Annotated in this window: 22 protein-coding genes; 15 read left to right on the forward strand and 7 right to left on the reverse strand. The window is 65.2% G+C overall.

The genetic code is table 11. The features are described 5' to 3' along the window. Positions 1-142: 142 nt before the first annotated feature. From SRAA_RS01195 to SRAA_RS01220, 6 genes are all read left to right on the forward strand, one after another. Positions 143-1,471 carry an extracellular solute-binding protein gene (locus SRAA_RS01195; protein WP_045530498.1) on the forward strand — a complete coding sequence of 443 codons (1,329 nt, stop codon included), beginning with the start codon at positions 143-145 and terminating at the stop codon, positions 1,469-1,471. A gap of 78 nt (positions 1,472-1,549) precedes the next feature. Beyond that, entirely contained in the window at positions 1,550-2,434 is an 885-nt protein-coding gene (ugpA, locus tag SRAA_RS01200) for a sn-glycerol-3-phosphate ABC transporter permease UgpA (RefSeq protein WP_045530500.1), read from the forward strand. A gap of 9 nt (positions 2,435-2,443) precedes the next feature. Next, positions 2,444-3,304 carry a sn-glycerol-3-phosphate ABC transporter permease UgpE gene (ugpE, locus tag SRAA_RS01205; RefSeq protein WP_045530502.1) on the forward strand — a complete coding sequence of 287 codons (861 nt, stop codon included), beginning with the start codon at positions 2,444-2,446 and terminating at the stop codon, positions 3,302-3,304. Between the two features lie 19 nt (positions 3,305-3,323). Beyond that, positions 3,324-4,331: a sn-glycerol-3-phosphate ABC transporter ATP-binding protein UgpC gene (gene ugpC, locus SRAA_RS01210; RefSeq protein WP_045530504.1), complete on the forward strand. Its 1,008-nt coding sequence runs from the start codon at positions 3,324-3,326 to the stop codon at positions 4,329-4,331. Between the two features lie 8 nt (positions 4,332-4,339). Continuing rightward, positions 4,340-5,104, forward strand: coding sequence for a glycerophosphodiester phosphodiesterase (gene ugpQ / locus SRAA_RS01215; RefSeq protein WP_045533027.1), 765 nt, complete (start codon positions 4,340-4,342; stop codon positions 5,102-5,104). Positions 5,105-5,151: 47 nt separating this feature from the next. Then, positions 5,152-5,952, forward strand: coding sequence for a type III pantothenate kinase (locus SRAA_RS01220; protein WP_045530506.1), 801 nt, complete (start codon positions 5,152-5,154; stop codon positions 5,950-5,952). Here SRAA_RS01220 and SRAA_RS01225 read toward each other — a convergent pair. Then, positions 5,901-7,139, reverse strand: coding sequence for a M20 aminoacylase family protein (locus SRAA_RS01225; RefSeq protein WP_045530508.1), 1,239 nt, complete (start codon positions 7,137-7,139; stop codon positions 5,901-5,903). The two genes, SRAA_RS01220 and SRAA_RS01225, sit on opposite strands and share 52 nt — an antisense overlap. Before the next feature lie 91 nt (positions 7,140-7,230). Then, positions 7,231-7,488 (reverse strand): acyl-CoA-binding protein, encoded by a 258-nt coding sequence (locus tag SRAA_RS01230; protein WP_045533029.1) that lies wholly within the window; start codon positions 7,486-7,488, stop codon positions 7,231-7,233. 184 nt (positions 7,489-7,672) lie between these two features. Here SRAA_RS01230 and rfbB point away from each other — a divergent pair, with 184 nt between their 5' ends. From rfbB to rfbC, 4 genes are read left to right on the forward strand one after another with little or no spacing between them, the layout of a single operon-like run. Further along, positions 7,673-8,743 (forward strand): dTDP-glucose 4,6-dehydratase, encoded by a 1,071-nt coding sequence (gene rfbB, locus SRAA_RS01235; protein WP_045530510.1) that lies wholly within the window; start codon positions 7,673-7,675, stop codon positions 8,741-8,743. Next, a complete protein-coding gene (rfbD, locus tag SRAA_RS01240; RefSeq protein ID WP_045530512.1) occupies positions 8,740-9,675 on the forward strand; it encodes a dTDP-4-dehydrorhamnose reductase in 936 nt (311 codons plus the stop codon). The genes rfbB and rfbD overlap by 4 nt, the downstream gene beginning before the upstream one ends. Positions 9,676-9,693: 18 nt before the next feature. Continuing rightward, a complete protein-coding gene (gene rfbA, locus SRAA_RS01245) occupies positions 9,694-10,566 on the forward strand; it encodes a glucose-1-phosphate thymidylyltransferase RfbA (protein ID WP_045530514.1) in 873 nt (290 codons plus the stop codon). 14 nt (positions 10,567-10,580) lie between these two features. Beyond that, positions 10,581-11,150 (forward strand): dTDP-4-dehydrorhamnose 3,5-epimerase, encoded by a 570-nt coding sequence (gene rfbC, locus SRAA_RS01250; RefSeq protein ID WP_045530516.1) that lies wholly within the window; start codon positions 10,581-10,583, stop codon positions 11,148-11,150. A gap of 18 nt (positions 11,151-11,168) precedes the next feature. Here the strand turns inward: rfbC and metK are convergent, their stop codons facing one another. Continuing rightward, positions 11,169-12,350 (reverse strand): methionine adenosyltransferase, encoded by a 1,182-nt coding sequence (metK, locus tag SRAA_RS01255; RefSeq protein WP_045530518.1) that lies wholly within the window; start codon positions 12,348-12,350, stop codon positions 11,169-11,171. 139 nt (positions 12,351-12,489) lie between these two features. On the opposite strand from metK, the gene SRAA_RS01260 reads away from it, so the two are divergent. Beyond that, a complete protein-coding gene (locus SRAA_RS01260; protein WP_045530520.1) occupies positions 12,490-13,392 on the forward strand; it encodes a lysophospholipid acyltransferase family protein in 903 nt (300 codons plus the stop codon). Here SRAA_RS01260 and yihA read toward each other — a convergent pair. Next, positions 13,326-13,985 (reverse strand): ribosome biogenesis GTP-binding protein YihA/YsxC, encoded by a 660-nt coding sequence (gene yihA / locus SRAA_RS01265; protein ID WP_082040066.1) that lies wholly within the window; start codon positions 13,983-13,985, stop codon positions 13,326-13,328. The two genes, SRAA_RS01260 and yihA, sit on opposite strands and share 67 nt — an antisense overlap. Positions 13,986-14,148: 163 nt before the next feature. On the opposite strand from yihA, the gene SRAA_RS01270 reads away from it, so the two are divergent. From SRAA_RS01270 to ccsB, 3 genes are all read left to right on the forward strand, one after another. Then, positions 14,149-14,775 carry a c-type cytochrome gene (locus tag SRAA_RS01270; RefSeq protein WP_045530524.1) on the forward strand — a complete coding sequence of 209 codons (627 nt, stop codon included), beginning with the start codon at positions 14,149-14,151 and terminating at the stop codon, positions 14,773-14,775. Positions 14,776-14,941: 166 nt separating this feature from the next. Further along, on the forward strand, positions 14,942-17,098 hold the full coding sequence (locus SRAA_RS01275; RefSeq protein WP_045530526.1) for a cytochrome c biogenesis protein ResB: 2,157 nt from the start codon (positions 14,942-14,944) through the stop codon (positions 17,096-17,098). Next, a complete protein-coding gene (gene ccsB, locus SRAA_RS01280) occupies positions 17,095-18,489 on the forward strand; it encodes a c-type cytochrome biogenesis protein CcsB (RefSeq protein WP_045530527.1) in 1,395 nt (464 codons plus the stop codon). The genes SRAA_RS01275 and ccsB overlap by 4 nt, the downstream gene beginning before the upstream one ends. Before the next feature lie 10 nt (positions 18,490-18,499). Here the strand turns inward: ccsB and lysA are convergent, their stop codons facing one another. Continuing rightward, entirely contained in the window at positions 18,500-19,795 is a 1,296-nt protein-coding gene (lysA, locus tag SRAA_RS01285) for a diaminopimelate decarboxylase (RefSeq protein WP_082039834.1), read from the reverse strand. A gap of 44 nt (positions 19,796-19,839) precedes the next feature. Further along, positions 19,840-20,055 (reverse strand): LPS translocon maturation chaperone LptM, encoded by a 216-nt coding sequence (gene lptM, locus SRAA_RS12835; protein WP_144318677.1) that lies wholly within the window; start codon positions 20,053-20,055, stop codon positions 19,840-19,842. Between the two features lie 12 nt (positions 20,056-20,067). Here lptM and cyaY point away from each other — a divergent pair, with 12 nt between their 5' ends. After that, entirely contained in the window at positions 20,068-20,403 is a 336-nt protein-coding gene (gene cyaY / locus SRAA_RS01290) for an iron donor protein CyaY (protein ID WP_045530529.1), read from the forward strand. Here the strand turns inward: cyaY and SRAA_RS01295 are convergent. Continuing rightward, positions 20,387-22,801: a penicillin-binding protein 1A gene (locus SRAA_RS01295; RefSeq protein WP_082039835.1), complete on the reverse strand. Its 2,415-nt coding sequence runs from the start codon at positions 22,799-22,801 to the stop codon at positions 20,387-20,389. The genes cyaY and SRAA_RS01295 overlap by 17 nt on opposite strands. Positions 22,802-23,000 lie beyond the last annotated feature (199 nt).

Raw genomic sequence — 23,000 nt, forward strand, 5'->3', positions numbered from 1 at the left:
TACGGGTTTGCGACAGGTGCGGAAAAGGAGGCGTCATGCTAGAGTCATCAGATTGCCATATTGGGCAGGCAGAATTCGATGAATAAGCTGGTCGTTGGGATCGGCTGCGTTCATACCGTCCTTGTTACAGGAGCACTTTCGCATGGCCTTCAAAAAAACCCTGCTGGCGCTGACGCTGGCCCTAGGCGCAGTCGCCGCATCGGGCGTGGCGCAAGCGCGCACCGAAATCCAGATGTGGATGGGCCTGACCGGCCCCAACGGCGAGCTGCTGAGCCGCTTTGGTGAAGACTTCAACCGCAGCCAGACCGAGTACCGCGTGGTGGTCTCGTTCCGCGGTCAGTACCCCGAGCAGCGCGCCGCTGCCATGGCCGCTTTCCGCGCCGGCAACCCGCCGCACATCATGCAGATGTTCGACGCCGGTTCGGGCGACATGGTCCAGTCGCGCGGCGCCATCATCCCGGTGTCCGAGGTGTTCCAGCGCGCCGGCATCCCGTTCAACCCGGCCGACTTCATCGCCCCGGCGCGTGGTTACTACGGTCTGCCCAATGGCGATCTGCTCTCGATGCCCTTCAACGTCTCGACCGCGGTGCTGTTCTACAACCAAGACGCCTTCCGCCGCGCCGGGCTGGACCCGAACCGGCCGCCGCGCACTTGGCCCGAAATGATCGCCGCCGCCAACCAGATCCGCAGCACCGGCGCCGCCGAATGCGGCTTCACCACCACCTGGCTGGCCTGGATCATGCTCGAGCAGTTCAACGCCCGCCACAACCAACAGATCGGCACCCTCAACAACGGCCGTGGCGGCGCGGGCACCGTCCTGACGGTCAACAACCCGCTCAACCAGCGCATGATCCAAACGCTGGTGGACTTGCAAGCCACGCGCGCCTTCTCCTACGGCGGGCGCTCGAACGACGCCGCCGCCAAGTTCATCAGCGGCCAGTGCGCCATGCTGCTGCAATCTTCTGGCGGTTTGGCCGCGATCCAGCGCGACGGCCGCTTCCAGCTCGCGACCGCGCAGTTGCCGCACTGGCCCGATGTGCAGGGTGCGCCCTTTGCCACCACCATCGGTGGCGCCTCGATGTGGGTGTTCAACGCCCCCAACCGCAGCGCCAACGAGCTGCGCGGCGTGGCCATGTTCCTCGACTTCCTGCGCTCCGACCGCGTGATGACCGAATGGGCCCGCACCACCGGCTTCCTGCCCGCCACCAACAGCTCCTTCCGCGCCATGCAGCAGGCCGGTTTCTTCACCCAGAACCCGGGCCGCGACGTGCCCATCCTGTCGCTCATCGAAGCGCGCCAAGGCGAGCACACCCAAGGCTATCGCTTTGGCCGCTGGACCGAAATCCGCGACATCTACCACGAAGAAGTCGAGCGCGCCCTGCAAGGCCGTCAGACCGCCGCCCAGGCGCTGATGAACTTCGAGCGCCGTGGCAACGCCCAACTGCGCGCCTTTGAGCGCTCGGTCAACTAAAGCCAGCCCATTTCAGGCTGCATACCGTACCACCCGCCCCCTTGGGGCCCTTTGGGTGCCTTGGGGGCGGTTTAGCTTATGCAAAGAAAAGTCATATTCCCCAACCGCTGGTTGCCCTACGCCTTGCTGGCCCCGCAACTGGTCGTTACGCTGATCTTCTTTATCTGGCCCAGCCTGCAAGCGCTGCTGATGGCCTTTCAGGAGCAGGACCCGTTCGGCCTGTCGGTGCGCTTCGTCGGCTTCGATAACTTTCGCACCGTGCTCACCGACCCGGCCTACTACGAGTCGCTCTGGCGCACCCTGCTCTTTGCCAGCGCCGTGACGCTGCTGGCCATGGTGCCCGCGCTGCTGCTGGCCTTGGCCGCCGACGCCCTGCTGCGTGCGCGCTCCGCCTACACCACCGCGCTCATGATTCCCTACGCCATTGCGCCGGCCATAGCCGGGGTGCTGTGGCTGTTCATGTTCAACCCGGCCATCGGCGTGGTGGCCTACTGGGTGCAGGCGCTCGGGGTGGACTGGAACCCCACGCTTGACGGCAGCGACGCCATGCTGCTGGTCATCCTGGCCTCGGCTTGGAAGCAGGTGGCCTACAACTTCTTGTTCTTTTTGGCCGGCTTGCAGTCCATCCCTAAGTCGCTGCTGGAGGCGGCGGCCATCGACGGCGCCGGACCGTGGCGGCGCTTTCGCACCATCGTCTTTCCGCTGCTCTCGCCCACCACCTTCTTCTTGCTCGTGGTCGGCCTCGTCTATGCCTTTTTCGACACCTTTGGCGTGATCCACGCCGTCACGCAGGGCGGCCCGGCGGCGGCCACCGAAACGCTGGTCTACAAGGTCTATACCGACGGCATGATCGCGCTCGACCTCGGCGGTTCGGCGGCGCAGTCGGTGCTGCTGATGCTGATGGTCATCGGCCTGACGCTGCTGCAGTTTCGCTTCCTCGAGCGCCGGGTGCATTACTCTTAAAAACCGCGCATGAACCACAGCCCCTCGCACACCCTGCCGGGCCAGTTTCTGGCCCACGCCGTGATCTGGATCGGCCTCGCCATCACGGCCTTGCCGCTCTACATCGCTTTCGTTGCTTCCACCCTCAGCAACCCCGAAATCGCCCAAGCCCCCATGCCCATGTTGCCCGGCGACCAGGCCTGGGAGAACTACAGCCGCGTGCTGATCGAGGGCATGCAAGGCAACTTCCTCTCGCCGCCGGTGTGGGTGATGCTGCTCAACAGCCTGATCATGGCGCTGGTGATCGCGGTCGGCAAAATCTCGGTCTCGCTGATCTCGGCTTACGCCGTGGTGTTTTTCCGCTTCCCCGGGCGCATGTTCTGCTTTTGGCTGATCTTCATCACGCTCATGCTGCCAGTCGAGGTGCGCATTTTGCCCACCTTCGAAGTCGTCACCCAGTTGGGCCTGCTCAACACCTACGCCGGCCTGACGCTGCCGCTTATCGCATCGGCTACCGCCACCTTGCTGCTGCGCCAGTTCTTCCTCACCCTGCCCGACGAGCTGGTGGAGGCCGCCAAGATGGACGGCGCCGGGCCGCTGCGCTTCTTCTGGGACGTGGTGCTGCCGCTCACGCGCACCCAGCTCGCGGCCCTGTTCGTGATCATGTTCGTCTATGGCTGGAACCAGTACCTGTGGCCGCTGCTGATCGTCACCGACCAAAACCTCGACACCATCGTGGTCGGCATCGCCAAGCAGATCGGCACCGGGGATGCCGCCACCGACTGGAACGTGGTCATGGCCACCACCCTGCTGGCGCTGCTGCCGCCCGCGCTGGTGGTGCTGCTGATGCAGAAGTGGTTCGTCAAAGGGCTGGTGGACAGCGAAAAATAAGCTCGAAAATGGAATTGATATGGCTGCGCTGACCCTCAAACAAGTCAAAAAAACCTACGGCATCGGCCCCACGGCGGTGCCTGTCATTCATGGTGTCGATGCCCAGATCGCCGATGGCGAGTTCGTCGTCATCGTCGGCCCCTCGGGCTGTGGCAAGAGCACCCTCCTGCGCATGGTAGCCGGCCTGGAGTCGATCACCGCAGGCGAGATCGCCATCGGCCCGCGCGTGGTCAACCAGGTCGAACCGGCCCAGCGCGACATCGCCATGGTGTTCCAGAACTACGCCCTCTATCCGCACATGAGCGTGTTCGACAACATGTCGTATGGCTTGCGCATCCGCGGCCTGCCCGCAGCCGAGATCCGCCAGCGTGTGGACCAGGCGGCGCGCATTCTGGAGCTCTCGCACCTGCTGGAGCGCAAACCCGGCCACCTCTCGGGCGGGCAGCGCCAGCGCGTGGCCATGGGCCGCGCCATCGTGCGCCAGCCGCAGGTGTTTTTGTTCGACGAGCCGCTCTCCAACCTCGATGCCAAGCTGCGCGCCCAAACCCGGCTCGAAATCCAGAAGCTGCACCGCGAGCTCGGCATTACGTCGCTGTTCGTCACGCACGACCAGGTCGAGGCCATGACGCTGGCGCAGCGCATGATGGTGATGAACGCCGGCCGCGTGGAGCAGATGGGCACGCCGACCGAGGTCTATGAAAACCCGGCCAGCCTGTTCGTGGCCGGTTTCATGGGCGCGCCACCCATGAACCTGCTGCGCCACGCCAGCGGGGTGCGCCCCGGCACGGTGCTGGGCATACGGCCCGAGCATTTGCAGATCGGCGAGCAGGGCTGGGACACGGTGGTCGATTCGGTCGAGCTGCTCGGGGCCGAGCGCCTGATCCACGCCCGCTTGGGCGAAGAATTGCTCACCATCCGCGTCTCGGCGCAGCGCGCCATCCCCGACCTCGGCCAGGCGCTGCGGGTGCAGCCGCAGTCCGAGTTCATCATGACTTTCGACGCTGCCAGCGGGTTGCGCCGTACTTGAAGCAGTCCATGCAGCCCGATATGCAAGCCCAAGCCGCCTGGCCCTACCCGTTCTGGATCGCGCACCGTGGCGCGGGCAAGGAGCGGCCCGAAAACACGCTGATCGCGTTCGAGCACGGCAGCGCCTGCGGCTATGCCATGTTTGAGTGCGACGTCAAGCTCAGCGCCGACGGCGTGCCCTTTTTGCTGCACGACGACACGCTGGACCGCACCACCAGAGGCCGCGGCCAGGCCGATGCGCTGCCTTGGGCCGAACTGGCGCAGCTCGACGCCGGCGGCTGGCACTCCGACGACTGTGCGGGTGAGCCCTTGCCTACGCTGGCCGATATCGCCGCTTATTGCCAGCAACAGGGCGCGGCGCTGAACATCGAAATCAAGCCCATGCCGGGGCAGGAGGCCGCCACCGGGCACGCGGTGGCGCTGGCGGCGCGCCAGCTCTGGCAGGGCCAGACAGTGCCGCCGCTGCTCAGCTCGTTCCAGCCCGCTGCCTTGCAAGCGGCGCAGCAGGCCGCGCCCGAGTTGCCGCGTGCGCTGCTGCTCGAAACGCCTTGGTCAGGCTGGGCCGCCGTGGCGGCCGAGTTGCAGTGCGTGGCCATCGTGTTTCAGCAACGGCGCCTCGACGCGAGTCTGATGCAACAGGCGCGCGCCCAAGGCTGGCGCGTGCTGTGCTACACCGCCAACAGCGCCGCCGACGTGCAGCGCTTGCGTGCGCTGGGGGTCGATGGCATCATCACCGACGCCATGGGTTGGGCCCGCAGCCCTGCGCAGGCATAGCCGTTGGCAAGTGCGGCGGCACAGCCATTGGCGTATCATCGGCGCGCATGAGCTTGCTGGCACTCGATGTAGGAAACACCCGTCTGAAGTGGGCGCTCTACGAACGTCCCGCCATGGGTGCGCGCATGATCGCGCACGGGGTGCAGTTTCTGGAAAACATCGACAAACTCACCGAAGGCGACTGGATCAACCTGCGCCCGCCGCGCATGGTGCTGGGCAGTGTGGTGGCCTCCGACGCCATCAAGCGCCGGGTCGAGGCGCAGCTCGAGATCTGGGACGCTGCCCCCGAGTGGGTGGTGCCCAGCGCCACCGAAGCCGGCCTGGTCAACGGCTACGACCACCCGGCGCGCCTTGGGGCCGACCGCTGGGTGGCCATGATCGGGGCCCGTCAGCGCCTGCTGGCGCGCCAGCAACTGCGGCCCTGCGTGGTGGTGATGGTCGGCACCGCGGTCACGGTGGAGGCGATCGACACCGAGGGGCGCTTTCTGGGCGGCTGCATCCTGCCCGGGCACGGCATCATGCTGCGCGCGCTCGAATCCGGCACGGCCGGCTTGCATGTGCCCACTGGCGTGGTCAAGCCCTTCCCCACCAACACCAGCGACGCCCTCACCAGCGGCGGCACCTTTGCCATCGCCGGGGCGGTGCAGCGCATGGTCGATCAGCTGCGCCAGCACAGCGGCCTAGAGCCGGTTTGCCTCATGACCGGCGGCGCGGCCTGGAAAATGGCCCCCAGCATGACGGTGCCCTTCGAGCTGGTGGATACGCTCATTTTTGATGGCCTATTGGCCATCGCGCATCATCGGCTGGCCGAGCGCGCCAGCCAGCGTTTGGCCAACTCCACCCAGTAGCTGCCACCGAGCGGAATCAGCGCGTCGTTGAAGTCGTAGCGTGGGTTGTGCAGGGTGCAGGGTCCCACGTCGTGGCTGCCAGCAAGGCTGCCGGCGGCGTCGTGTTGGCCCCGGTGCGCGCCGTCGCCGTTACCGATGAAGGCATAGGCGCCGGGTTTGGCTTGCAGCATGTAGGCAAAATCTTCGGCGCCCATAGTGGGCTCTTGGTCCAGCACCTGCTCGGCGCCCACCAAGTCTTGCATCACGCTGCGGGCAAAAGCCACCTCGTCGGGGCTGTTGACGGTGGGCGGGTAGTTGCGGTGAAATTCGAAATCGGTGCGCGCGCCAAAGGCCGCTGCGGTGTGGCTGCAGAGCTCGCGCATGCGGCGCTCGATCAGGTCCAGCACCTCGAGGCTGAAGGTGCGCACCGTGCCCTGCAGCACGCAGTGGTCCGGGATCACGTTGGTGGCCTCACCGGCATGAATCATGGTCACACTGATGACGCCCGCCTGCACTGGCTTGAGGTTGCGCGCCACGATGCTCTGAAAACCCTGCACCAACTGGCACGCCAGCAGCACCGGGTCGGTGCCTAGGTGCGGCATGGCGGCGTGGCAACCCTTGCCGTGCACGGTAATCTTGAATTCGTTGGAGGAGGCCATCACCGGCCCCGGGCTCAGCGCCAGCGTGCCCACCGGCAAGCCGGGCCAGTTGTGCAGCCCAAACACCGCCTGCACCGGGAAGCGCTCAAACAGTCCGTCGGCGATCATCTCGCGTGCGCCGCCGCCACCTTCTTCGGCCGGCTGAAAGATGAACACCACCGTGCCCTCGAAGTCGGGCTCGGCCGCCAAGCACTGGGCTGCGGCCAGCAACATGGCGGTGTGGCCGTCGTGCCCGCAGGCGTGCATCTTGCCCGGGTACACGCTGGTGTGGGCAAAGGTGTTGAGCTCGGTCATGGGCAGCGCGTCGAGGTCGGCGCGCAGACCCACGGCGCGGCCACAAGCGCCGCCATCGCGCCCGTGCAGCACCCCCACCACACCGGTGCGCCCCAAGCCGCGGTGCACCTCGATGCCCCACTGTTGCAGGCAGTCGGCCACCACGTCGGCACTGCGCCGCTCCTCGAAGCACAGCTCCGGGTGGGCGTGCAGGTCGCGCCGCAAGGTGGCCAGTTGCGCCGCACGGGCAAGAATGTAGGGGTGGAATTTGCTCATGGGCTGCCTTCGGGCTTTACACAATGGGCCTATGGTAGCCAATTGGCTGGGCCCGTGCCAGGCACGGCAGCAACCGCGCGCCCAGTGGGTTTTATTCCAAGCTGCCGATCAGATCGATATAGCGCCGCTTGGCCTCATCGGTGTCGGTGCCCTTGAGCGCCGTCCAAGCGTCCCACTTGGCGCGGCCCACCAGATCGGCAAAGCCGGGCTTGGTGCTGCTGTTGTCGCCCGCGCTGCCCTGCTTGTAGAGCGCGTAGAGTTTGAGCAAAGTGGCGTTGTCGGGCCGTTGCGTCAGCTCTTTGCTGGCGGCTACGGCGGCGTCGAATTCGGATTGCAGGGGGGTGTTCATGCTGACAATAGTACGATCGTTCGTGCTTTTTGTCAACGCGTAAAACTCCAAAAATCGGGCTTCATAGGGCCAGGGTATCGGCCCCGTGGCAGGCAAAATCAGGCCGTCAAATCCGAGCAACGAGCCGGCTGGCGCGGGGCGCTTTGCAGCTATGATTTCGTGATAAATCTTAACTTGCAAATTCATGACAATCCTCGTCACCGGCGGTGCCGGCTTCATCGGCAGCAACTTCGTGCTCGACTGGCTGGCCCAGTCTGACGAGCCGGTCATCAACCTCGACGCGCTCACCTACGCCGGCAACCTAGAAAACCTCGCCAGCCTCGAAGGCGATGCGCGGCACCGCTTCGTGCACGGCAGCATGGGGGATCGGGACTTGGTGCAGCGCCTGCTGGCCGAGCACCGGCCGCGTGCCGTGCTCAACTTCGCCGCCGAAAGCCATGTGGATCGGTCCCTGCACGGCCCTGGCGCCTTCATCCAGACCAATGTGCTGGGCAGCTACGAACTGCTCGAAGCCGTGCGCGGCCACTGGGCGGCGCTGCCCGCTTCCGATCAGGCGGCTTTTCGCTTCCTGCACGTCAGCACCGACGAAGTCTATGGCAGCCTGGAGCCCGGCGCGCCCGCCTTCACCGAGCAGCACCCCTACCAGCCCAACAGCCCCTACAGCGCCAGCAAAGCCGCCAGCGACCACCTGGTGCGCGCCTGGCACCACAGCTACGGCCTGCCGGTGCTCACCACCAACTGCTCCAACAACTACGGCCCCTACCACTTCCCCGAAAAGCTGATTCCGCTGCTGATCGTCAACGCCCTGGCCGGCAAGCCGCTGCCGGTGTATGGCGACGGGCAGCAAATCCGCGATTGGCTCTACGTGCAAGACCATTGCAGCGCCATCCGCCGCGTGTTGGCGGCCGGACAAGTGGGCGAGGTTTACAACGTGGGCGGCGGCAACGAAAAACCCAACCTCGACATCGTGCACACCGTTTGCGCTCTGCTCGACGAACTGCGCCCCAAGGCCGACGGCAGCAGCTACAAGGCGCTAATCACCCACGTGCAAGACCGCCCCGGCCACGACCGGCGCTACGCCATCGACGCGGGCAAAATCGAGCGCGAGCTGGGCTGGCGGCCAACTGAGACCTTCGAGAGCGGCATCCGCAAAACCGTGCAGTGGTATTTGGCGCACCCCGATTGGGTGGCGCACGTGCAAAGCGGCAGCTACCGGGAGTGGGTGAGCCAGCACTACGGGGAGCAAGCCGCATGAGCCACACCCCACCACGCATCCTGCTGCTGGGCAAAAACGGCCAAGTCGGCTGGGAGCTGCAACGCAGTCTGGCCCCGCTGGGCGAGCTGATTGCGCTCGATCGCCACCCCAGCCCCGACCCCTGCAACCCCCAGGCCCCGCCCCTGTGCGGCGATTTGGCCGACCTGGCCGGCCTGGCGCGCACCGTGCAGCAGTTGCGCCCGCAGGTGATCGTCAACGCCGCCGCCTACACCGCGGTTGACAAAGCCGAGAGCGAGCCCGCGCTGGCGCAGCGCATCAACGCCGAAGCCCCGGGTCTGCTGGCGCAACTGGCGCACCAGAGCGGGGCCTGGCTGCTGCACTACAGCACCGATTACGTGTTCAACGGCAGCGGCCACCTGCCGTGGCGCGAGGGCGACCCGGTCGGCCCGCTCAACGTCTATGGCCACAGCAAGCTGGCCGGGGAGGCGGCCATCGTCGCTGCCGGGCGCCAGCATTTGATTTTTCGCACCAGTTGGGTCTATGCCGCGCGCGGCGGCAACTTCGCCAAAACCATGCTGCGGCTGGCGCAGCAGCGCGAGCGCCTGAGCGTGGTCGATGACCAATGCGGCGCCCCCACCGGTGCCGAGCTGATTGCGGATGTGAGCGCGCACGCCCTGGCCCAGGTGCTGCGCGGCAGCGCCGAGCCCGGCACCTACCACCTCGCCGCTGCGGGCGAAACCACCTGGCACGGCTACGCCCGCCACGTGATCGAGCGCGCACGCCAGTTGCAACCAGAGCTAGGCTGGCGCGTGCAAGCCATCGCCGCCGTTCCCAGCAGCGCCTTCCCCACCCCGGCGCAGCGCCCGCACAACTCGCGCCTGGCTTGCAGCCTGCTGCAACGCAGCTTCGGCCTGCGCCTGCCGCCGTGGCAGCACGGGGTAGAGCGCATGCTGGCCGAATTGCCCTCCTAACCAACCCCCATCAGCCCCATGAGCACACGCAAAGGCCTGCTACTCGCCGGCGGTTCCGGCACCCGGCTGCACCCGGCTACCTTGGCCATCAGCAAGCAGTTGCTGCCGGTCTATGACAAACCGATGGTCTATTACCCCTTGAGCACGCTGATGCTGGCGGGTATCCGAGACATACTCGTCATCAGCACCCCGCAAGACACGCCGCGCTTTGCCCAACTGCTGGGCGACGGCGCGCAGTGGGGCATGAGCCTGCACTACGCCGTGCAACCCAGCCCCGACGGGCTGGCGCAAGCCTTCCTCATCGGCGAAGGCTACATAGGCAACGCCTCCAGCGCGCTGGTGCTGGGCGACAACATCTACCACGGGCACGATTTGCAGCCGCTGCTGCGCGCCGCCGATGCGCAGCCGCACGGCGCCACCGTTTTTGCCTACCACGTGCACGACCCGCAACGCTACGGCGTGGTCGAGTTCGACGCGCAAGGCCGCGCCGTCAGCATTGAAGAAAAACCGGCCCAGCCCAAAAGCCGCTTTGCCGTCACCGGCCTGTATTTTTATGATGCACAAGTGGTCGAAATCGCCAAGGCGGTGCGCCCGAGCGCGCGCGGCGAGCTCGAAATCACTGCCGTCAACCAGGCCTACCTTGAGTTGGGCCAGCTCAGCGTGCAGACCATGGGGCGCGGCTACGCCTGGCTCGACACCGGCACCCACGACAGCCTGCTCGAAGCCAGCCACTTCATCGCCACGCTCGAGCGCCGCCAGGGCCTGAAAATCGCCTGCCCCGAAGAAATCGCCTGGCGCAACGGCTGGATCGACTCGGCCCAGCTCCAGCGCCTGGCCGCCCCCTTGCAAAAAAGCGGCTACGGCCAATACCTGCTCGGTCTGCTGGGTTAAAACCGCCCGCCCCCATGCCCTACACCGTCACCCCCACCGCCTTGCCCGGCGTGCTCGTGCTCACCCCCAAGGTCTTTGGCGATGCGCGCGGCTTCTTTTACGAGAGCTTCAACCAGCGCGACTTCGAGGCCGCCACCGGCCTGGCCGGGTTGCAGTTTGTGCAAGACAACCACAGTCGCTCTGCCCAGGGCGTGTTGCGCGGCCTGCACTACCAAATGCCGCCCAAGGCCCAGGGCAAGCTGGTGCGCGTCAGCCACGGCGCCGTGTTCGACGTGGTGGTCGATATCCGCCGCAGCTCGCCCACCTTTGGCCGCTGGGATGGGGTGGAGCTGTCGGCCAGCAACCACCGCCAGCTCTGGGTGCCGCCGGGTTTTGCGCACGGCTTTCTCACCCTCACCGAGTCGGCCGAATTCCTCTACAAAACCACCGACTACTACAGCCCCGCGCACGAGCGCTGCCTAAACTGGAGCGACCCGGCGCTGGGCATAGCCTGGCCGCTGGCCCAAGCCGGTGTGCCACAGCCGCTGCTGGCCGCCAAAGACGCCGCCGCCGCGTTGCTGGCGCAGGCGGAGTGCTTTGCCTGACGGCAGGCGGCAGCGCGCTTACTTCAACCCCGCCAGCTCGCGCAGCACCTGCACCTTGTCGGTGCGCTCCCAGGTGAACTCGGGCTCGTCGCGGCCGAAGTGGCCGTAGGCGGCGGTTTTGGTGTAAATCGGGCGCAGCAAGTCCAGCATTTGGATGATGCCGCGTGGGCGCAGGTCGAACACCTCGTTGATGATGTGGGCCAGCTTGTCGTCTGGCAGCACGCCGGTGCCTTCGGTATAGACGGTCACGTTCATGGGCCGTGCCACCCCGATGGCGTAGGCCACTTGGATTTGGCACTGGCGCGCCAGCCCGGCGGCGACGATGTTTTTGGCCACGTAGCGCGCCGCGTAGGCGGCCGAGCGATCGACCTTGGTCGGGTCCTTGCCGCTGAAGGCACCGCCGCCGTGCGGGCAGGCGCCGCCGTAGGTGTCCACGATGATCTTGCGCCCGGTCAGGCCGCAGTCGCCTTGCGGGCCGCCAATCACGAAGCGCCCGGTCGGGTTGATCAGGTAGCGGGTGTTTTGCAGCCACTCGCGCGGCAGCACCGGTTTGATGATTTCTTCTACGCAGGCTTCGATGAAGGCGGGCAGCATGTGTTTGCCGTCGCTCATCTCGGGCGCATGCTGGCTCGATAGCACGACGGTGTCGATGCTGTGCGGGCGGCCATCGACGTAGCGCATCGTGACCTGGCTCTTGGCGTCGGGGCGCAAGAAGGGCAGGCGGCCGTCTTTGCGCAGCTGCGCCTGGCGCTCCACGATGCGGTGCGCGTAGTAGATCGGCGCGGGCATGAGCACCGGCGTTTCGTCGCAGGCGTAGCCAAACATCAGGCCCTGGTCGCCGGCGCCGGTGTTGAGGTAGTCGTCGCTGGCGTGGTCCACGCCTTGGGCAATGTCGTTGCTCTGCTTGTCGTAGCAGACCATGACGGCGCAGCCCTTGTAGTCGATGCCGTATTCGGTGTTGTCGTAGCCGATGCGCCGGATGGTGTCGCGCGCGGTCTGGATGTAATCGACATGCGCGTTGGTGGTGATCTCGCCGGCCAGCACCACCAGCCCGGTGTTGGTCAGCGTTTCGGCGGCCACGCGCGAGCGCGGGTCTTGCTCAAAGATCGCGTCCAGGATCGCGTCCGAGATCTGATCCGCGACCTTGTCCGGGTGGCCTTCGGAAACCGATTCGGAGGTAAAAAGAAAATCGTTCGACATTTGTTGCCTACACTCCAAGGGTTGCGCTAGGGCGTTTCGCCCGGCGCTTGGAGTGCTGCGGCGAACGCTTTAGCAGGATTTATGAATCGCCCGCAAGTTGTTCAGTAACTCGGCGATGGACCGGCATTGTAATCCGAAGATGTTGACCTTTTTCAAGCTCATGGGGCGGCTGCCGCTGCCGCTGTTGCACGCCTTGGGCTGGGGCCTGGGCTGGCTGATCTGGCTGCTGGGCCCCACCTACCGCCAGCGCTGGCGCGAGCACACGGCGCAGGCGCAGCTCGGGCGGGGGGCGCGCTGGGCCTCGGTGGGCGCGGCCGGGCAGCAGATGGCTGAGCTGCCGCGCATCTGGTTTGGCGCACCGGTGCCGCTGCGCTGGGATGGGGCCGAGCACATCGAGGCGGTGTTGCGCCAGCGCCACGGCTTGCTGCTGCTCACGCCGCACCTGGGCTGCTTCGAGCTCACGGCGCAGGCCTATGCGCAGCGTTTTGGCGCACAAGCCCAGCCCGATGGCACCCCGCCACAACCGATCACCGCCCTGTACCGGCCGCCGCGCATGGCCGCCTTGCACCCGGTGCTGCAAGCGGCGCGGGTGCGCCTCGGCATGTGCACCGCACCCACCGACCTGAGCGGGGTGCGCCAGTTGCTCCGGGCGCTCAAGCAGGGGCAGACGGTGGGTTTGCTGCCCGACCAGGTGCCGCCCGCCGGCATGGGGGTGTGGGCGCCGTTTTTTGGCCGCAGCGCCTACACCATGACGCTGGCGGCGCGGCTGGCGCAGGTGTCGGGCACCCAGGTGCTGCTGATCTGGGGCGAGCGCTTGCCGTGGGGTAGGGGCTATGTGCTGCGCGTGCGCCCGTGGCGGGAGCTGGTGGGGGCGCCGCTGGCACCCGAGCCCCAAGCCGCCGCGGCGCAGATCAACCTGGCCATGCAGGCGGTGATCGGGCATTGCCCGGCGCAGTACCTGTGGGGCTATGCGCGCTACAAGGGGCCGCGCGGTGAGGGTTCGGCGGGCACAGCGGGTTCCGGCACGGCCTCCTCGGGGTAGGCCCAGCGGCGCAAGATGAGGGCCACGTCCTCTATGCCCTGGCGCTTGAGCGCCGAAAACAGCAGCGCCGTGCCACCGGCGCTGTTCAGGCGCGCAATCGACAAGGCCTTGCTGGCCTCTTGGCGGTTGAGCTTGTCGGCCTTGGTCAGCAGCAGCAGGAAGTGCAAGCCCTGCTGCACCCGGGGCCGGATCAGCTCCAGCAGCGCGTCATCGAGCTCGGTCAGCCCCAAGCGCGGGTCGCACAGCAGCACCACGCCGCGCAGGTTGGGGCGGCTCACGAGGTAGTTGGCCATCACTTCCTGCCAGCGCCGCTTGGCTTGCTGCGGCACCGCCGCGTAACCGTAGCCGGGCAGATCGGCCAAGATGGCGTCGGTCTGGTTCTGGCGGCCGAGGGCAAACAGGTTGATGCTCTGCGTGCGCCCCGGGGTTTTGGAGGCATAGGCCAGGCGTTTTTGCTGCGTCAGGGTGTTGATGCAGGTCGATTTGCCGGCGTTGGAGCGGCCCACGAAGGCGATTTCGGGCAGATCGAGGTCGGGCAAGTGCTGCAACTGCGGCGCCTCGGTCAAGAAGCGTGCCGTGTGCAGCCAGGCCATGGCGGCCTGAGCGGGGTCGGTGGAATCGGTCAAAGAGTGGGCCCCGGGGTTATTTGGTCAAGTTTAAGACCGCATTGTAGAATCACCACAGTTTTTCACTGCCCCGCACACGGCGGGTGCGGTTTCGGCCTCGCCTTTGATTCCTCAGTCCTTCGCACTTGACATGAAATCCATCGCCACGCTCATCGGTGCCCTTGCACTGGCCGCCTTCTCGCAGCTTGCACACGCTCAAACCACCCGCACCGACATGGTGCCCAACAAGGCGCGCGGGGAACAGGTTTATATGCAGATGTGCATGGCTTGCCATGGCGCACTGGGCAACTCGACCATGCCCGAGAACCCCTCGCTGGCCGGTCAGTTGCCCGAGTACCTGATCAAGCAGTTGCGCGATTACAAATCGGGCAAGCGCCAAAACGCCATCATGTCCGGTTTTGCGGCGGCCATGACCGACCAAGACAAGATCGACGTTTCGCACTGGCTGGCCGTCCAGACGCCGGCTCCCAACTACGCCCGCGACCCCGAGCTGGTGCGCGCCGGTGAGCGCATTTGGCGCGGTGGCTTGGCCGATCGCAACATCGCTTCCTGCATGGCCTGCCACGGCCCCGGCGGGCGCGGTATGCCGGCCCTGTATCCGCGCTTGGCGGGGCAGCACGCCAAATACACCGCCGAGCAGATGCGCCAGTTCCGCACCGGTGCCCGAGGCAACAGCCCCGAAATGCACCGCATCGCCCGCCACATGACCGACCGCGAGATCGAGGCCGTGGCCGATTTCATCGCCGGCTTGCGTTGAGCCCTGCAGCGGTGCGCCTGAGACCCCTCTAAGTCCAGTGGCTATTGCTAAAAATATTAGCGGCCACTTATAGTCACCAGACAATCTCAGCAAGTTTTGGAACTTGTCGGCGGTCGGGCGCTCCAAAAGCCGATCTTTGTCACATCACACAATTGGCGCACAACAGATGAGTGTTTCTACCGCAGGTATTCAGCTTCAGCGCGGCTCTGAGGCGGTGCGACAGTTGGTTGAGCTGCTGTCTTCGATGCGCTTTGCCATCGCCTTGTTGACCATCATCAGCATCGCCTCGGTGATCGGCACCGTGATTCTTCAAAACGAGGACATCAACAGCTACATCAACCAGTTTGGTCCGTTCTGGTACCGTGTCTTTGAGGTCATGGGCCTGTACACGGTGTTCAGCGCCTGGTGGTTTGCGCTCATGCTGGCTTTTTTGGTGCTCAGCACCACCCTGTGCGTGCTGCGCACCTCGCCCAAGATGCTGGCCGACATCCGCCAGTTCAAAGAAAACATCCGCGAACAAAGCCTAAAGGCCTTCCCGTTGCGGGCGCAGGCTGTGCTCGCCGAAGGGTCTGAGGCGGCGGCGCAGCGCATCGGTCAGACGCTGCTGGCATCGGGCTGGAAGGTGCGCCTGCAGAGCCGCGAAACCCCCACTGGTAAAGGTTGGATGGTGGCGGCCAAGGCCGGCGCTTGGAACAAGCTTGGCTACATCCTCACCCACTCGGCCATCGTCGTGATCTGCGCCGGTGCGCTGCTCGACGGGCGCCTGATGGTGCAGATGCAGACCCTGTTTCTGGGCAAGACCGTATTCGAAGGCGGCGGCCTGATTTCCGAGGTGCCCGATGAGCACCGCCTGAGCGACTGGAATCCGAGCTTTCGTGGCAGCATCTTGGTCACCGAAGGGGCCGTCACCGGCACCGCCATCCTGCCGCAGCCGGGTGGGGTGCTGTTGCAAGAATTGCCGTTTCGCATCGAGCTGCTCGACTTCATCGTCGAATACCATGCAAACGGTCAGCCCAAGCTGTTCGCCAGCGAAATCCTGATCCACGACCTCTACACCGGCGAGGTCATCCCCAAGCGGGTGATGGTCAATCACCCGGCTTATCACCGGGGCGTCACCATCTTCCAGGCCAGTTACGACGACGGCGGCTCGTTGGTGCGCCTGCGTGGCTTGGCGATGGGCGATGGCGCGGCGCCGTTTGATATTTCGGGGCGCATCGGTCAGTCCACCACCTTGACCCGTGGCGGCGAGACCTTCACCCTCGAGTTCACCGACTTCAACCTCTACAACGTCGAGAATTTTACCAACACCCCCGGTGCGATGGCAGCGCAAGCGGGTGGCGGCGGTTTCAACTTGGGCAACGAAATCCAGCGTCGCCTCGGTTCGGCGCACCGCACCGTGGGCGAGTTCGACTTGCGCAACGTTGGCCCCAGCGTCACCTACAAGCTGCGCGACGCGGCCGGGCAGGCGCGCGAGTTCCACAATTTCATGCTCCCGGTCGAGCTCGATGGCCAGCGCGTGTTCGTGCTCGGGGTGCGCGAAACCCAAGCCGAAGATTTCCGCTACCTGCGCATTCCGGTCGATGACCAAGACCAGGTGGATGGCTTCCTGCGCCTGCGCGCCGCGCTGGCCGACCCCGCCATGCGCAGCGAAGCGGTGCGCCGTTATGTGGCCGAGGCCGCTGCCGGCCAGCGCCCCGAGTTGCAGCAGGCGCTGACCATGTCGGCGCAACGCGCGCTCGACCTGTTCGCCGGCCAAGACCCTGAAATCGCCAACCTGCCGCAGCGCGACATGCCGGTGCTGGCGGGCTTGCAGGCGGTGTCGGCCTTCATGGAAGTCAATGTGCCCGAGGCCGAGCGCGAGCGCGCCGGTGATGTGCTGCTGCGCATCCTCAACGGCGGCCTGTTCGAACTCTACCAGCTCAGCCGCGAACAGGCGGGCTTGGCACCGGCCCCGCGCAACGAGCGCACGGCGGCCTTCATGACGCAGTCGGTGCTCAGCCTGAGCGACTCCTTCTTTTACCCGGCCCCCTTGACCTTCATGATGAGCGACTTTGAGCAGGTCGAGGCCAGCGTGTTCCAAGTGGCGCGCGCACCGGGGCGCAACATCGTCTATTTTGGCTGCCTGCTGCTGACCTTGGGCATGATCGCCATGCTCTATGTGCGCGAGCGCCGGGTCTGGGTCTGGCTGGCCCCCAAGCCCGATGGCGATGGTGTGGATGCCACGATGGCAATGTCGTCCAACCGCAAAATTTCCGATAACGACCGCGACTTCGTGTTGCTGCGGCAACACCTGCTCCTCCAACCCCCAAAGGCGAACGCATGAACGCTACCACGCACACCATCGACCTTAAAAAGTCCGATTCCTCGATGCGCATGAAGCCCAGTTTCTGGGCGGCACGCAGCGCGTGGGACTGGGTCTTTGCCGCCATGGTGTTGGTGGGCATGACCTACAACTATTTCCTGTTTCAAGAGCATTTGGATCAATACGAGATCTTTGTGCTGCTCATCACAACCCCGACTTGGATCGCCTTGGCCTGGTTCTGGCGCCCGATCAGCTACCTGAGTGTGGTGGTGGCTATCCTTTCGCTCACCGGCGTCTGGTTGTACCAAGTCGATGGGGTGGGCAACTACATGCGGGCCGAGGAGGTGTTCCTGCTCAAGTACCTGCTGGCCAGCCAGACCGCGGTGCTGCACATGTCGCTGCTGATCCTGCTGAGCACCTTTTTTTACTGGGTCGGCATGCTGACGCGCAGCAAGTCGGGGCCCGGTTTCGAGACCGTGGGGGCCAAACTGGCTTGGGCCGCTGTGACCATGGGGCTGGTGGCTTTCTTTGTGCGCTGGTACGAAACCTATCTGCACAACTCCGGCCTAGGCTACATCCCGTTCAGCAACCTGTATGAAGTGTTCATCATGTTCGGCTGGATGACCACGCTCTACATCCTCTACTACGAAGACCGCTACAACACGCGGCGCATCGGCGCTTTCTCGATGCTGGTGGTGAGCGCCTCGGTGGTGTTTCTGCTCTGGTACATGGTCACGCGCGAAGCGCACGAAATCCAGCCCCTGATCCCGGCGCTGCAAAGCTGGTGGATGAAGCTGCACGTGCCGACCAACTTTGTGAGTTACGGCACCTGGACCATCGCCGCCATGCTGGCTTTTGCCTACCTGCTCAAGCAAAGCACCTTCACCCTGCGCTGGTACACGCTGACCCCGGTCTGGCTGCTGGCCCTGCTGTTTTTTCTTGAGCCCTTCCTGTTTGGCGTCTATACGGTGGCACCTGGCGAGGTCAACTACGCCGCCGCTGCGGGCATGAGCGACTTTTGGGCGGTGTACGTGGGGGTGGCGATCCTGATCGTGGGTGCCATCATCTCTTTGCGCGACCGCATCGTCGACAAAATGCCCTCGCTCGAAGTGCTAGACGACATCATGTACAAGAACATCGCCATCGGGCTGGTGTTCTTTACCATCGCCACCATCCTGGGTGCGCTGTGGGCAGCCGAAGCCTGGGGTGCCTACTGGAGCTGGGACCCCAAAGAAACCTGGTCGCTGATTTCGTGGCTCACCTACGCCGCTTGGCTGCACATGCGGCTGGTCAACGGCCTGCGCGGCACCGTGGCGGCTTGGTGGGCGATTGGTGGCTTGGCGGTGACAACCTTCACCTTCCTCGGGGTCAACATCTTCTTGAGCGGCCTGCACAGCTACGGAGCGCTGTAAGCGCCGGCCTTCAAAACCCCAGCGGCGGCTCCAAGCCTAGGGAGTCGTCGGGGTTTTCGCGCTGGCGTATGAGTTGGGCGCTTTGGCCCGCCACCAGCACCTCGGCGGCGCGGCCGCGGCTGTTGTAGTTGCTGGCCATGCTCATGCAATAGGCACCGGCCGAGCACACCGCCAGCCAGTCGCCTGTGCGCACCGCCAGCGTGCGCTCGCGCCCGATCCAGTCGCCGCTCTCGCACACCGGGCCCACCACCTCGTATTGCACGGGTGTGGCGTCGGTGTCCAGTTGCAGCGGCACGATGGCGTGGTAGGCTTGGTACAGGGCCGGGCGCGGCAGGTCGTTCATGGCCGCATCGATGATCAAAAAGTTCTTCTCGGCCCCCGGCTTTTGGTACAGCACCTCGGTCAGGCAGACCCCGGCGTTGCCCACCAGCGAGCGCCCGGGTTCGAGCAGCAGCCGGTGCCGGCAGCCACGCGCATCGAGGCGTTGCAGCACCTGGGCCAGCAGACGGTCGGCGGCCGGCGGGGTTTCGTCTAGGTAGGTGATCCCTAAGCCACCGCCCAAGTCGATGTGCTCCAGCGCAATGCCTTCTTGCTCCAGCGCCTGCACCAGGTCGAGCACCCGCTCCAGCGCGTCGAGGTAGGGCGCGCTGTCGGTGATCTGGGAGCCGATGTGGCAGTCTATCCCCAGCACACGCAGCCCCGGCAACGCGGCGGCGCGGCGGTAGGCGGCCAGCGCCTGCTCGTGCGCGATGCCAAATTTATTGGCCTTGAGGCCAGTAGAAATGTAGGGGTGGGTGCGCGCATCCACATCCGGGTTCACGCGCAGGCTGACCGGGGCCTGCCGCCCCAGCGCCAGCGCTTCGTGGTTCAAGACCTCGAGCTCGGCCAGGCTCTCCACGTTGAAGCAGCCGATGCCCGCTTGCAGCGCCTGGCGCATCTCAAGCCGGCTTTTGCCTACGCCAGAAAAAACGATATGGCCAGGGTCCACACCGCTGCGCAGCGCGCGCACCAGTTCGCCACCCGAAACGATATCCAAGCCGCAACCGGCTTGGACCAAGGTTTGCAGCAAGCCCAAGGTGGAATTGGCCTTCATGGCATAGCAGATCAGCGTATCGCGCCCGGCCAAGCCGCGCTGGTAGGCCGCCAGCGCATCGAGCAGGGCGGCTTGGGAGTAGACGAACAGCGGGGTGCCGTGCTGCCTCGCCAAATCGGCAAGCGCAAGGCCTTCGGCCATCAGATGGCCGTCGGCATAGTGAAAAAAAGGAGATCCCGGCACCAAGGGTGCCGCAGGGCAGGAAGCGGGCATGAGGGGTTTCGAGTATGAAAGTGGGTGCGCTTTGGCTGCAGCGCTTAGGAGCTGGTGGCCGCAACGCTTGCACTGGGCAGGAAAAGCGGGCCTTTTTGTCCGCATCCCGCCAGGCTCAGCGAGACCATCAACAGGCAAACCGCCAGACCCAGCAGACGCACGCCAGCTTTTTCGGCCCCACGTGAAACCCGTGCGGCAGGTGGTGTCACCCCTGCGCGGGAAAGTGGCTTCAAGCCTACAATGCCGACTGAATTATGCATGGCTCAATTGTAATGAACGATACCGAGTATTTGAATCGCGCCGAGGCGCTGCTGCAAGCGGTCGAGCGCTGCTGCGACCGCATCAACGACGAATCCGAGGTGGACATCGACAACCAGCGCGTCGGCTCGATGGTGACGCTGGTGTTTCGTGACGGCAGCCAGATCGTCATCAACCTGCAAAAACCGCTGCACGAGGTTTGGATGGCGGCGCGCAGCGGCGGCACCCACTACCGCTTCGACGGCCAACACTGGCTCGACACCAAGGGGGCGGGCGAATTTTTTGAGCGCCTTTCGCAAGAGGCCAGCGCGCAAGCACGGGCCGGGCTGCGCTTTAGTTCGGGCGCGTAAACAGGTCTAGGATGTTGCGTCGGTCCTCGGCAGCCATGGGCGGGGCCACTTCAATGGATCCGTCTGTGGTGACTTCTTCGGTGGCCATGCCCAGCGTGGCCACGCCTTGCCCCGGGGCAAATTCCTCGTAGTACCACTCCCCCCCAGCCACCATCAACCCAGCAGGAGCGCTGGGCTGTTGCACCGGTACGCCGGCCAGTGCCTCACGCATGAAGTCGATCCAAATCGGCAGCGCCAGCGATCCGCCGGTGGCGTTGCGGCCCAGGTTGCGCGGGTTGTCGTGCCCCATCCAAGCCACCGCCGACAAGGTGGGGTGAAAGCCAGCAAACCAAACGTCAACCGCGTCGTTGGTGGTGCCGGTTTTGCCGTAGAGGTCGGGGCGGCGCAGGGTGGATTGCACCCGTGCCGCCGTGCCGCTGCGGGTGATTTCGCCCATCAGTTGGGTCATGACAAAGGCATTGCGCTCAGGGATCACACGCTGCGCGGTGGCCAGCGACTGCGGAGTCGCTTGCATCAGCACCCGGCCTTGGTGGTCGGTGATGCGCGTGATGAGTTGCGGCGGGGTGTAAAAGCCACCGTTGGCAAACACGCCGTAGGCGCTGGCCAATTGCAGCGGTGTGACGCTGCCGGCGCCCAGCGCCATGGCCAGAAAAGGCGGATGCTTTTCGGCCTCAAAGCCAAAGCGGGTCAGCCACTGCTGGGCGTTGCTGGGGCCAACCGCCTTGAGCACGCTGATGGAGGGTATGTTGCGCGAGCGTGCCAAGGCGGTGCGCACGGTCATGGGGCCTTCGAACTGGCCGTCGTAGTTGCGCGGCTCCCAAGCCCGGCCCCCGGTGATGGCTGCGCCAAAAAACAAGGGCGCGTCGTTGACCAAGGTCGAGGCCATGACGCCGTGCTCCAGCGCCGCCGAGTAAATAAAGGGCTTGATGCTGGAGCCGGCCTGGCGCTGTGCCTGGACGACGCGGTTGAACTGGTTGCGCTCAAAATCAAAGCCGCCAACCAAGGCCCGGATTTCCCCGTTGCGCGGGTCCATGGCCACAAAAGCGGCTTCGACCACGGGTTTTTGGGTGATGGCCCAGCGCTGCTGGGCGTCGCGCACCAGCCGCACCACGGCACCCGGGCGCAAGGCCAGGTGGGGCGGTGCATTCGCAGCCAGCCCCGAGCGCACCGAGTCCAGGCCTGTGCCGGTGATCTCGATCGGTTCTGCCTCGCCGCGGCTGAGCAGCACGCGGCGTGCGCTGGCTTCGAGCACCACAGCGGTAAAAAAACCGTTGTCGTCGGGGATGGCGGTGAGCGCAGCGTCGATGGCGCCTTCGCGGGCAGCGGCATCGGCAGGGAGTTCGATGAAGCGCTCGGGGCCGCGGTAGTGCTGGCGCCGCTCAAAATTGATCACGCCTTGGCGCACGGCGCGCACCGCTGCGCGTTGCTGATCGGCGTCGATGGTGGTGTGAACGCGCAGGCCGCGTTCGTAGGCCGCCTGCCCGTATTGGGCAAAAACCTGCTGGCGCACCATTTCGGCCACGTGGGTGGCGTTGATGAACTGCTCTGGGTCGATGCGGCGCAGTTGCAGCGGCTCCACGCGCGCCGCTTGCGCCTGTTCGGCGTTGATAAAGCCGTTGGCCAACATCTGATCGATGATGTGCAGCTGACGAATGCGGGCACGGCGCGGGTTGCTGATCGGGTTGAAGGCCGAAGGCGCCTTGGGCAGGCCCGCCAGCATGGCGGCTTCGGCCACCGTGAGCTGGTCGAGGGACTTGCCGAAGTAGGTTTGCGCGGCCGCCGCAAAGCCAAAGGAGCGGTGCCCAAGGAAAATCTGGTTCATGTAGATTTCCAAGATCTCTTCCTTGCTCAGCAGGCGCTCGAGCTTAAAGGTCAGCAGCACCTCGTAGAACTTGCGCAAAAAGGTGCGGTCCTTGGTCAGGAACATGTTGCGCGCCACCTGCATGGTGATGGTCGAGGCGCCTTGGCTGAGTGGGTCGAACACGTTGGCCAGCGCGGCGCGCGCCACCCCACGAAAATCCACCCCACCGTGCTCAAAGAAGCGCTCGTCTTCGATCGCCAGCACGGCGTGGATCATCAGCGGCGGGATATCGGCGTAGGGTATGAGGTTGCGCCGCTCCTCGCCAAACTCCCCGATCAGTTCCCCCCCCCTGGCATAGACGCGCAAGGGCAGGTTGGGGCGGTAGTCGCTCAGGCTGGTGACATCGGGCAGCTTGGGGTAGGCCAAGGCAATGGCAACGCCCAGCACCAAAACGCCCGACAGCGCGGCCACCGCCGCAGCGATGAAGGCGGTGGTGGCGATCGACTGGAGGCGGCGCGCCAAGTTGCGTGGCTTGGAGCCGGCAGAAGCGGCCCGACTGGTGTCGGTCGCAGGGTCGCGAGGCGAAGAGGCGGGCATGAATTCCTTTGCAGCAGCGCAACGATTATAAAAAAATAGCGCCGGTCGTGTGGCTGACCGCGCAGGAGTCTGTGAAAGTTTGTAAACTTGCCAACCTTGGGGGATGAAATCACACCATATTTTTTCATCGGCCGCCCCCTGCGGGCCGCCTAACGCGGCGTCTTGCTGATAGGATTGATACGTGCAAGTTTCTTGCATC

It is taken from the genome of Serpentinimonas raichei (assembly GCF_000828895.1).
In the GTDB taxonomy this organism is placed as follows: Bacteria; Pseudomonadota; Gammaproteobacteria; order Burkholderiales; family Burkholderiaceae_C; genus Serpentinimonas; species Serpentinimonas raichei.